This window comes from Rhizobium sp. SU303, from assembly GCF_021052345.1.
Taxonomy (GTDB): domain Bacteria; phylum Pseudomonadota; class Alphaproteobacteria; order Rhizobiales; family Rhizobiaceae; genus Rhizobium; species Rhizobium laguerreae.
The window spans coordinates 3,826,997-3,837,593 of the sequence record NZ_CP088095.1 but is presented as its reverse complement, the minus strand read 5'-3'; the positions used below and the strand labels follow the sequence as shown (position 1 = coordinate 3,837,593).

General features: G+C 61.4%; 12 protein-coding genes. 3 read left to right on the top strand and 9 right to left on the bottom strand.

Features of this window, described 5'->3' with window-relative positions; genetic code table 11:
- Window positions 1-70 precede the first annotated feature (70 nt).
- The 7 genes from RlegSU303_RS19035 to ruvC all read right to left on the bottom strand — a co-directional run bounded on the left by RlegSU303_RS19035 (window position 71) and on the right by ruvC (window position 4,477).
- Window positions 71-583: an NUDIX hydrolase gene (locus tag RlegSU303_RS19035; RefSeq protein WP_168279765.1), complete on the bottom strand. Its 513-nt coding sequence runs from the start codon at window positions 581-583 to the stop codon at window positions 71-73.
- A gap of 7 nt (window positions 584-590) precedes the next feature.
- Window positions 591-1,493: a metallophosphoesterase gene (locus RlegSU303_RS19030; RefSeq protein WP_168279766.1), complete on the bottom strand. Its 903-nt coding sequence runs from the start codon at window positions 1,491-1,493 to the stop codon at window positions 591-593.
- Entirely contained in the window at window positions 1,494-2,534 is a 1,041-nt protein-coding gene (gene ruvB, locus RlegSU303_RS19025; protein ID WP_003552548.1) for a Holliday junction branch migration DNA helicase RuvB, read from the bottom strand. It abuts the gene before it with no gap.
- A gap of 83 nt (window positions 2,535-2,617) precedes the next feature.
- On the bottom strand, window positions 2,618-3,232 hold the full coding sequence (ruvA, locus tag RlegSU303_RS19020; RefSeq protein WP_017961999.1) for a Holliday junction branch migration protein RuvA: 615 nt from the start codon (window positions 3,230-3,232) through the stop codon (window positions 2,618-2,620).
- Window positions 3,233-3,245: 13 nt separating this feature from the next.
- Window positions 3,246-3,659 (bottom strand): type II toxin-antitoxin system VapC family toxin, encoded by a 414-nt coding sequence (locus RlegSU303_RS19015; protein ID WP_017961998.1) that lies wholly within the window; start codon window positions 3,657-3,659, stop codon window positions 3,246-3,248.
- Window positions 3,659-3,910, bottom strand: a complete 252-nt coding sequence (locus RlegSU303_RS19010; RefSeq protein WP_017961997.1) for an AbrB/MazE/SpoVT family DNA-binding domain-containing protein — start codon at window positions 3,908-3,910, stop codon at window positions 3,659-3,661. The genes RlegSU303_RS19015 and RlegSU303_RS19010 overlap by 1 nt, the downstream gene beginning before the upstream one ends.
- A 57-nt stretch (window positions 3,911-3,967) precedes the next feature.
- Window positions 3,968-4,477 (bottom strand): crossover junction endodeoxyribonuclease RuvC, encoded by a 510-nt coding sequence (ruvC, locus tag RlegSU303_RS19005; protein ID WP_003542749.1) that lies wholly within the window; start codon window positions 4,475-4,477, stop codon window positions 3,968-3,970.
- Between the two features lie 244 nt (window positions 4,478-4,721).
- Between ruvC and RlegSU303_RS19000 the strand changes: the two genes are divergently transcribed.
- Window positions 4,722-7,037, top strand: a complete 2,316-nt coding sequence (locus RlegSU303_RS19000) for a methyl-accepting chemotaxis protein (protein WP_231283274.1) — start codon at window positions 4,722-4,724, stop codon at window positions 7,035-7,037.
- 125 nt (window positions 7,038-7,162) lie between these two features.
- Entirely contained in the window at window positions 7,163-8,164 is a 1,002-nt protein-coding gene (locus tag RlegSU303_RS18995; protein WP_017961994.1) for an LLM class flavin-dependent oxidoreductase, read from the top strand.
- Window positions 8,165-8,251: 87 nt separating this feature from the next.
- Here the strand turns inward: RlegSU303_RS18995 and RlegSU303_RS18990 are convergent, their stop codons facing one another.
- Window positions 8,252-8,998 carry a YebC/PmpR family DNA-binding transcriptional regulator gene (locus RlegSU303_RS18990; RefSeq protein ID WP_017961993.1) on the bottom strand — a complete coding sequence of 249 codons (747 nt, stop codon included), beginning with the start codon at window positions 8,996-8,998 and terminating at the stop codon, window positions 8,252-8,254.
- A 141-nt stretch (window positions 8,999-9,139) separates the two neighbouring features.
- Between RlegSU303_RS18990 and RlegSU303_RS18985 the strand changes: the two genes are divergently transcribed.
- A complete protein-coding gene (locus tag RlegSU303_RS18985; protein WP_012758860.1) occupies window positions 9,140-9,643 on the top strand; it encodes a pyridoxamine 5'-phosphate oxidase family protein in 504 nt (167 codons plus the stop codon).
- Between the two features lie 101 nt (window positions 9,644-9,744).
- Here the strand turns inward: RlegSU303_RS18985 and RlegSU303_RS18980 are convergent, their stop codons facing one another.
- Complete coding sequence (locus tag RlegSU303_RS18980) at window positions 9,745-10,590, bottom strand: MBL fold metallo-hydrolase (protein ID WP_168279768.1); 846 nt, start codon at window positions 10,588-10,590, stop codon at window positions 9,745-9,747.
- Window positions 10,591-10,597 lie beyond the last annotated feature (7 nt).

Genomic DNA, 10,597 nt, shown 5'->3' with positions numbered 1-10,597 from the left:
GCGCTTTTGGCTACAGCACCGAGCGCCTTTTGAGGCGCAAAGGACGCTGTAACACCTTGAATTGCCTGCATCAGTCTTTGCCGTCGAGATCGCCGTCCCGCCAGACGAGATGACGTGGCACAACGGGAAGGTTTTCGATTTCATCGGCGATGAAATAGGGCGGGATGTCGAGTGCGCACAAGGCATCACGCGTTGCCGGCACCCATTTGAACTCGAGATGGTTGTCGGCGTCCTCGACCCGATGGATGATCTCGCCGGATAAAAAGGGGAATTCCGGCGGGAGGTCCATCAAGTAATAGAGACCGAGTTCATGCCAGTCGCGCTGTTCGTAGCGGAAGAAGTTCTCGACGATCCACAGCAGGCGATGGACGGTCACCTCAACGCCCAGTTCCTCCACCATCTCCCGTTTGAGCGTTTCCTCCGACGTCTCACTGATTTCCGCCCTGCCGCCTGGAAAGGTCCAGAAGGGCTCATGGACGGCGCGATGGACGAGCACGTGGCCGTCGCGAAAGCCGAGGCCGGCGATACGATAGTTGAAACGCTCAGCGCCCGCATTCAGGCGGATGAGAGTGCGCTTGGCCATGCCATTCTTATCCAAGATCGATGACGACAATTTCCGGCGGCACGCCGAAGCGCACCGGTGCGATGGAGCAGCCGAGGCCGCCGGAAACGATGATATTACGCCCCTCCTCGATCATATGGCCATAGGCGTAGCGGTTGCCGTACCGCGAGGGGACGATCGGCGAACGGCCGAGGAGGCGAATCTGTCCGCCGTGGGTGTGGCCCGATAGCGTCAGCGAGACACGCTCGGGCACCCGCGGAAAGATATCGGGCTCATGAGCGAGCAGAATGACGGGCGCATCGTCCGTGACCTGAGCCATCGTTCCATCGAGATCGTCAAGGCCGCGCATATGCGTGCGACGCCATTTCCGGCCGGGCAGAAGCGCCAGTTGATCTTCGAGGCCTGCCAGCCAGAAGCCGCGGCCCTCCTTTTCGAGCCGAACGGCGCGGTTGCCATAGACCGAGATGCCGGCGTCGGCGAGGGCCCGGTGTCCGAATGTTTCCATCCCGCCGTTCTTCTGGGCGGTCCTATCCTCCCACCAATCATGGTTGCCCATGACCGCATGGACGCCGAGAGGGGCCTGCAAGGTGGCGAGCGCCTTCGACCATTGGCTCGAATGCACGTACTGCGTCACCATGTTCATGCCGGCGGCATAATCGCCGAGCAGGACGGTGACGTCGCCTTCAAGTTCATTCGCCCTGTGGCAGATCGTGGCAATGCGGCTTGCCGACATCCAGGGTTCGCAGGCATGGAGATCGGCGAGCGCCACGACGCGCAGCTTGAGCCCCGGGGTCCATCCCGGCGGCGTCAGCTGGTAGCGGGTGATAGCGAGCCGCGCGAGCGGTTCATAGGCGAAGGCGTAACCACCGAGCGACATGAGGCCTGCGACACCGCCGCCCAGAACCTTGAAAAATCCGCGGCGGGTGATCACTCAGTTGTCCTCCTGGAACAGCCGGAACTGCGCAGCCTCCATATCCTTGGGCGGTTGCATTCCCAGATGTTTCCACGCGATTGCGGTCAGAACACGGCCGCGTGGCGTGCGCTGGATGAAACCTTGCTGGATCATGTAGGGCTCGATGATGTCCTCGATCGCGTCGCGTGGCTCGGAAAGACCGGCGGCAATGGTTTCGATGCCGACTGGACCGCCGCCGAAGTTGACGGCGATCATGTTGAGGTAACGTTTGTCGAGCTGGTCGAAGCCGACATTGTCGACCAGCAGGCGGGTCAGCGCCTCGTCGGCGATCTCGCGGGTGACGGCTTCCGCCCTTGCCACCTCGGCGAAGTCGCGCACGCGCCGCAGAAGCCGGCCGGCGATGCGCGGGGTGCCGCGGGCGCGTCTTGCGATCTCGCGGGCGCCCTCCTCGGTGATCGGCAGGTTCATCAGCCGCGCGCCGCGGCGCACGATCAGTTCCAGCTCCTCGACGGTGTAGAAGCTCAGGCGCACCGGAATGCCGAAGCGGTCACGCAGCGGCGTCGTCAACAGGCCGAGGCGGGTGGTGGCCGCCACCAGCGTGAATTTCGACAGGTCGATCTTCACCGAGCGAGCGGCAGGCCCTTCCCCGATGATGAGGTCGAGCTGGAAATCTTCCATGGCCGGATAGAGGATTTCCTCGACGGCGGGATTGAGGCGATGGATTTCGTCGATGAAGAGCACGTCGCGCTCCTCGAGATTGGTGAGCAGGGCAGCGAGATCGCCGGCCTTGGCGATAACAGGGCCCGACGTCGAGCGGAAATTGACGCCGAGCTCTTTGGCCATGATCTGCGCCAGCGTCGTCTTGCCGAGGCCGGGCGGACCGACGAAGAGCACATGGTCCAGCGCTTCGCCGCGGTTTTTCGCCGCCTCGATAAAGACCTTGAGATTGGCGCGCGCCTCCGCCTGGCCGGTGAATTCGTCCAGCGATTGCGGGCGCAACGTGATATCAAGGTCTTCGCCCCGCTTTTCCGGCGATATCAGGCGGGCGGGTTCGCTCATGCTCTCATTCCGTTTTGAAACCTGTCACACCAATACACCAAAAAACCGCTGCCTCGACATCCCATCATCGCTTTTCCGGCTTTTCACCGCCCCAATTCCTTCAATCCCAGCCTGATCAGCTTGGCGCTGTCGGCACCTTCGCCGGCCGTCTTCATTGCCGCAGCAATCGCATTTGCCGCCTGGTCGCGGGAATAGCCGAGGTTGGTCAGCGCGGAAACCGCATCGGCGACAGGCGCGGCCGCGACGCCTTCGCCGAGTTCCTGCTTGAGGGCGATATTGATCGCTTCCCCGGCAAAGGCCGGCGCCCGGTTCTTGAGCTCGGTGACGAGGCGCATCGCCACTTTCGGACCGACGCCCGGCGCACGCGAGACGGCGGCGCGGTCCTGCAGGGCAATGGCATTGGCAAGTTCGCCTGGCGTCAGCGTCGAGAGCACGGCGAGCGCCACCTTGGCGCCGACGCCTTGGACGCTCTGGAGCAGGTTGAACCATTCCCGCTCCAGCGCGGTCATGAAACCGAAGAGCTTCAACTGGTCCTCGCGCACATAGGTCTCGATGAACAGCACGCAGGCCTCGCCTGCCGAGCCGATTTTCGACAGGGTGCGGGCCGAGCAATAGGCGACGTAGCAGACGCCGTGCACATCGACGAGCACATAGTCTTCGCCGATCTCGTCTATGGTGCCTTTCAGCTTGCCGATCATGGGGCGCGGTCTCTCAAGGATGCGTTTCGGGGGTTATAAGGTCAACGGAGGGGAAATAGGAGCGGTATCCGCTGGGATCGCGGGTCAAAATTCTGTAGCCCCTTATCGCCGCATGCGCGCCGATGAAGAAATCGGGCAATACCCGTTCGCGCCCACCGCCGGCGCGACGGTAAAGCCGGAAGGCCGCAGCAGCGGCGAATGCAGCCGGCCAAGGCAGATTCTCGCGGCGGAATTCATCCTGCGGCAGCAGCCGATCGACTTCGTCCACGTCGTCGTACCGAACGGAAAATTCGGAGTAGATGATCGGGTTTATGAGGACGGGACCGTCTTTGAAGACGTCAAGCATCTTTCGACGCGACCAACCGTGCCAGTCCGAACCGACCACGGCCAGATCGACAAGTATGTTCGTATCGACAAGTGTGGCCATCAGCGATCACGGGTCATCGACATAAGGTCTTCGGCATCGATCTCCTGATCGCCAGTGCCCTCGAGACGACGGATCGTCTGTATAAAACGATCCAGGCGGCCCCGATCCTCGATCTCCTGCTTGCCGTTCTTCGGCGAGAGAACGAGCTTGCCGCCCTCTATCGAGAAAATGACCTCGCTATTGGCCTCGATGCCGACAAGTTCCCTGAGATCACGAGGAATGGTGACCTGGCCTTTGGACGTAACCCGCATCTTGTTGCTCCTTCAAAGTAAGAATTATCCTTACCCATGGAACAAGTCAAGAACAAGCTATCCGGCCAATGCCTGCCGCATTCGGTTGCTGCCGCGATTATGCGCATGGCAGATGGCGATCGCCAAGGCGTCGGCGGCGTCGTTGCCCTTGAATTCGACCTTCGGCATCAGGATCTTCAGCATCATGTGGATCTGCTGCTTTTCGCCGTGGCCGACGCCGATGACGGCCTTCTTCACGGCGTTCGGGGCATATTCGGAGACCGGCAACCCGGCACGCGCCGGCACCAGCATAGCGATGCCGCGGGCCTGGCCAAGTTTCAAGGTCGCCACCGCATCCTTGTTGACGAAGGTCTGTTCGACGGCGGCCTCATCCGGCTTATAGCTGTGGACAATCTCCGCCAGGCCATCGTGCAGCTGACAAAGGCGGGAGGCAAGGTCCATGTCACCATCGGAGGTCACGGTTCCGGATGCCACAAACCGCAGGGAATTGCCTGATGTCTCGATGATTCCCCAGCCGGTGCGGCGAAGCCCGGGATCGATACCGACGATGCGAATCGTATTTTGCATGGTTCAACCTATAGCCATTGCGAAATAACTGCCATTGATATGTGAACAAAACAAAAACGTTCCGGATTTCGGCCCCGCCATTTACCGCGAATTAAAACAGATGCTTGAAATCTAGTCATCGAATACGAGAGGGGCTTCTTTTCGCGAGGATTTAAGCCCCCGATGTTCTGTTTATAGGCCAGTTGATCAGGCATGCGGTGCGTGCCCGCGCTTGGCAGGTGCGTTCAGAAGGGGTTCGTCGTACATGGCTCGGAGATTTCAATCCCTGTCCTTTAAGGTCATCGCCACATTCATTCTGCTGACCGTGCTGTCGATCGCGGTCATCGATGTGCTTGCCTATTTCGCCAGCAGCCGCATTTCCGACGAGCAGGCGCTGAAGGCAAAGGAAAGCGTGCTGATCTTTCGCGGCGACATGCTGCAGGACCAGCTGACGCAGCTTGAAAATCAGGCCAATTCCATCGCGCGCATCGAGGCGCTGCAGATGTCGATCACCAATCTGAAGAGCGGCTGGAAGACCATCGAGAAGACCGCGGGCGATGCCCGTGCCGAGCTGAAGAAGGTTTTCATAGCGGGCAACCCCAACCCCGCCGACCAGCGCGAGAAGCTCATCAAGCCGGAAGGGCCGAGTGGCTTTTATTATTCGAGCCACGAAAAGACGCAGGGCGAAGTCGCCCGCGACCTTGAGGATACTGCCTTCAGCGATCTGCTGATCGTCGATCTCGAGGGTACCGTGCTCTATTCCTATAAGAAGGAAGATGATTTCGCCGAAAATCTGAAGTCGGACGCCTGGAAGGCGACCGGCGCCGGCATCGCTTTCGCCAAGGCGATCGAGAATACCGCCAAGGCGACCGATGACGCCGCGCCGACAGGCTTTTCCGGCCTTCGCGTCGATGCCGGCAGCGGCAAGTCGGCGATCTTCTATGCCGTACCGATCGTCAAGCTTGGGGCGGCCAAGGGCATCATCCTCTTCAAGGTGCGCGACGATATCGTCACCGGCATCCTCGCCAAGGGCATCGTCAAAGGCAGCACGGCGCGGGCGGCGATCGTCTCCGGCGATGGTTCCGCCATCGGCCTCGACGGAAGCGGCAAGCTTGCGACGCTCGATGCGACGCCCTTCACCTTCATCAAGAGCGCGCTTGCCAGTTCGGCGATGACGGTTGCCGATTTCGACCGGGCGGACGGAGCGGCTCGTGCCTATGTCCGCGGCATCGACTATCGCGGCGACCGCTTCCTCGTGGTCGAGAGTGTGCTGTTGAGCGAGCTCAATGCCGGCTCGATCGAAATCGCCACTTTGCTGACGATGATCGGCATCGGCGTGCTCGTCGTCATGGCGGTCGCCACCGGGCTGGTCACCAATTTGCTGTTTTCGCCGCTGGCACGTCTTGCCGGCGTCACCCGCGATGTCGCCGACGGCAAGCTCGACAGCGAGGTCGGCAGCCTGAACCGCAAGGATGAGATCGGCACGATGGCCAACGCGCTCGACCGCTTTCGCCACTCGCTGATCGAAAGCCGCGAACTCGAAGCCGCCAGCGAAGAGACGCGCCTGCAGGCCGAGCATGACCGCCAGCAGAATCTGGCCGAGCGCGAGGCCGAGGCCAAGACGCTGCAGCAGGTGGTCGAGGCGATTGACGAGGGCCTGCATCATCTGGCGAACGGCGATCTCGCCTATCAGATCGATACCCGCTTCCCGAACGAGCTCGAAAGCCTGCGCGTCAATTTCAACGAGGCGTTGGCGACACTTAGCGAAACCATGACGGCGATCGGCGGCAACTCGATGGCGGTGCGCGCCGGCTCCGAGGAGATGCGCACCGGCGCCGACGAACTTGCCGGACGCACCGAGCGCCAGGCTGGCTCGATCACCGAGACGGCGAATGCGATCAGTGCCATCACACAGTCGGTCCGCCGGCAGATCGAGCGGGCCGAGCAGGCCGAGCGCATCGCCCGCGACGCCAAGAAGGAGACGACCGGCTCAGGCCAGATCATGCGCGAGACGATCGCGGCAATGGAGGCAATCCAGGCCTCCTCGCGCCAGATCAACACGATCATCTCCGTGATCGACGACATCGCCTTCCAGACCAACCTCCTGGCGCTCAATGCCGGCGTCGAGGCGGCGCGCGCCGGTGAATCCGGCAAGGGGTTTGCCGTCGTCGCCATGGAAGTGCGCGAGCTGGCCCAGCGTTCGTCGAGTGCGGCCAAGGAGATTTCCAGCCTGCTGCAGAAATCGACGCATGAGGTCGAAAGCGGCGTTACGCTTGTGGAAAAGGCGGGCGTTGCCCTGACGGGCATCGGCGCCCATGTCGAAGCGATCAACGGGCAGATCAATGAGATCATGAGTGCGACCCGCGAGGAGGCCAATACGCTGCGCGAGATCAATAGCGCCGTCGCCGAACTCGACGCGATGACGCAGCAGAACGCCTCGATGGTCGAAGAGACGACGGCGGCGATCCACCGGCTGGCGACGGAAGCCCTGGAAATGGACCGCCAGCTCGGCAATTTCACGCTGCCGCCCGGCCACCACCAGCCGAGCGCCGAGGTGCATGTGCTGCGCCGTCATCGGTAAATTATCGCTTGTGACATTGCTGAAGGGTCGCGCCCGCGCGGCCATTTTGTTTGCGCGCATCGTTTGGAATGGTGCGGGCGCGAACCTACATAGACGGCATCGTTCAACTGCCCGGCAGGTTTCCAATGGTTCCCTTCTCCATACTCGACCTTTCCCCCGTTGCCGAAGGCAGCACCGTGCGCCAGTCCCTCGATGGCTCGGCGCGGATGGCACAAAAAGCCGAGGAATTCGGTTACAAGCGCTTCTGGCTTGCCGAACATCACGGCATGCCGGGGATCGCCAGCGCCGCCACCGCCGTCGTTATCGGCCATGTCGGGGCCGCGACCAAGCGCATCCGCATCGGTTCCGGCGGCATCATGCTGCCCAATCATTCGCCGCTGGTCATCGCCGAGCAGTTCGGCACGCTGGAGGCACTCTTCCCCGGCCGTATCGATCTCGGCCTCGGGCGCGCACCGGGAACGGATATGCGCACGGCACAGGCGCTACGGCGCAACCTCGAGGCTGGCGCAAACAGCTTCCCCAACGACGTGGTGGAACTGCAGCAACTTCTCGATACGCCGGTCGAGAACCAGGCGATCCTCGCGGTTCCCGGCAATGGCTCACATATCCCGATCTGGCTGCTCGGCTCCAGCCTCTACAGTGCCCAGCTTGCTGGCATGCTGGGGCTTCCCTATGCCTTCGCTTCGCATTTCGCGCCCGACATGCTGCTCGATGCGATCGCGATCTATCGCGACCGCTTCCAGCCCTCGGCGACGCTCGACAAGCCGCATGTGATGGTCGGCGTGATGGGCGCGGTGGCGGCGACGGATGAGGAGGCACGCTACCATTTCACTTCCGCAGAGCAGCAGTTCGTCAATCTGCGCCGCAATGTCCGCGGCCCGTTCCCGCGTCCGGTGGCCGATATGGCGGACTTCTGGTCGCCGATGGAAAAGATGAATGTCGAACACACGCTGCGTTATGCCGTGGTCGGCTCGCCGAAGACGGCGGAGGCGAAACTGACGGAGTTTCTGCAGGAAACGCAGGCCGACGAGGTGATCATCTCGATGCCGATCCACGATATCGAGGCGCGGCTGAGGTCGGTGGAGCTTTTTGCGGGATTGGGAAATTTCATGCGGGCCGCCGCGTAGGGTTTACGTACAACGCCTTGAGCCGGGCTCATCAACGAAAAAACCCGGCCTCGCAGCCGGGTTTTTATTTGAGACCGCTCGAAAAAATCAGGCGGAGAGCTTGGCCAGCACTTCTTCCGAGACTTCGAAGTTGGAATAGACGTTCTGCACGTCGTCGTCGTCTTCCAAGCTGTCGATGAGCTTCATCAGCGACTGGGCCTTTTCCTCGTCGACCGGCACGTTGTTCTGGGCGCGCCAGACTGCCTTGACGGTTTCGGCTTCGCCGAGGCTCGCTTCCAGCGCTTTCGCCACTTCGCCGAGGGCTTCGAAGGCACAGGTGATGTAGTGGCCGTCTTCGTCGGTCTCGACGTCGTCAGCGCCGGCTTCGATCGCGGCTTCCATCACCTTATCGCCATCGCCAACCGAAAGCTTGTAGGTGATTTCGCCGACATGGTCGAAGGAGAAGGACACAGAACCGGTTTCGCCAAGCGCGCCGCCGGCCTTGGTGAAGCTCGAGCGAACGTTGGAGGCGGTGCGGTTGCGGTTGTCGGTCAGGGCCTCGACGATGATCGCCGTGCCGCCGGGGCCGTAGCCCTCATAGCGGACTTCATCATAGTTTTCGCCGTCGGCACCGGCTGCCTTCTTGATGGCACGGTCGATATTGTCCTTCGGCATGGACTGGGCCTTGGCGTTCTGGATCGCCAGGCGAAGGCGGGCGTTCATCGTAGGGTCGGGCAGGCCGGCCTTGGCGGCAACGGTGATTTCGCGCGCAAGCTTGGAGAACATTTTCGACCGCACGGCATCCTGACGGCCTTTGCGGTGCATGATGTTTTTAAACTGTGAATGGCCAGCCATGGCACCCCTGTTCACGTCTCATTGTTCGGAATGGGCCGCCTTATAAGAGCGAAACGGCACCCGTTCAAGGAAAAAGCAGTTCGGAACAAAGGCGAGGGGATGACGTTTCAACCGAACTCCATCCAACGGAAAGGAACGGTCATGGCAAGTCTCAGCGAGGCGCAGGAACATCCAGCACGTCAGCTCTGGGATCAGGTCAACGATGTTCATGCCGGCATGCTCGGAATTTCCGGACTGGACATGCACATGCAGCCGATGGCGCCGCATGCCGATCCCACCACCAACACCATCTGGTTCTACACCAAGACCGACGCCGACATCGTGCGCGCCATCAAGCCCGGCAGCCGCGCGCATTTCTGTGTCATCGGCAAGGATCACGACTATCACGCCTGCCTTGCCGGCGTGATCGAGGTGCATCCTGACCCTTCCAAGATCGAGGAATACTGGAGCTCGATCGTCGCGGCCTGGTATGACGGCGGCAAGAAGGACCCCAAGCTCACCATGCTGTCCCTCCATGTCGACGATGCCGAGATCTGGGTTTCCACGGGTAACAAGCTGAAATTCGGCTGGGAGATCGCCAAGGCCAATCTCGACGACGACAAGATGCCGGATGTCGGCATCAAGCGCCATCTGCAGTTCGCTTGACGCGCATTGCTCCTATGCAGCAATTCAAAGTGCTACAGCGTCCTTTGCGCGTCTGAAAAGACGCGCAAAGGACGCTGTAGAAGGAAAACTGCCGGGCCTTTTTACTGCACGCCCTTCAACACATAGATCAGCGGCTTTTTCGGCAGAGTGCGCATCGAGACGGTGATGCTGACATCGGGCGCATGGGCGACGTCGAAATCCTTGCCGAACATCGAGACGAAGGCTTCGACCGGCGGGCCGCGCCGGTGCATCGGCAGGATCAACGACGAGCGGAGCCGTTTGATGACGCGGCTCATGCTGTCGGCGCCCATGGTCAGGCCGCCATCGACGGGGACCATGACGATGTCGAGCCGGCCGATTTCGGTATAATGGGTATCCGTCAGCTCGTAATGCAGATGGCCGAGATGGCCAACGCAAAGGCCGGCGATCTCGAAAATGAAGATGGAATTGCCGTTCTCGTGCGAGCCGCCGAGGCCATAGCTGAAGCGGATATCTGTCGTGACGTTGCGGATATAGGCATCGCCGACGACGAGATTGACATTGGCCTTCTCTTCCGGAACATCGCTCCACCCGTGCAGTACGTGCTTGATGCCCGGATCGGGCGCCAAGGTGAAGTGGGTCGAGTGGGCCTTATTCATGGTCACGACGTCGGGCATCGTCGCCGGCCTGTACCAGCCATTATAGTCTGTCGCGATGACGATGCCGCCCGGGGTCTCGATCGCGAAGGTGGAGTGGCCGAGGAAGGTGAGCTTGACATCCTCGCCCTCGGAGGCGGCAGGCATCAGCGGCAGAGCGCCGGAAAAACTTGCGAAGGTCACCTTGGGGATGGTTTGCGCGATTGCCTGGCACTGGCTGACCGGCGGCCGCTGCTCTTGTGCCCCGGCAAGATTCGGCGCGGCGAAGGCCGCAAGGCATGCGATAGCGAGGACAAGATATCGCGGCTTCATGCCACCC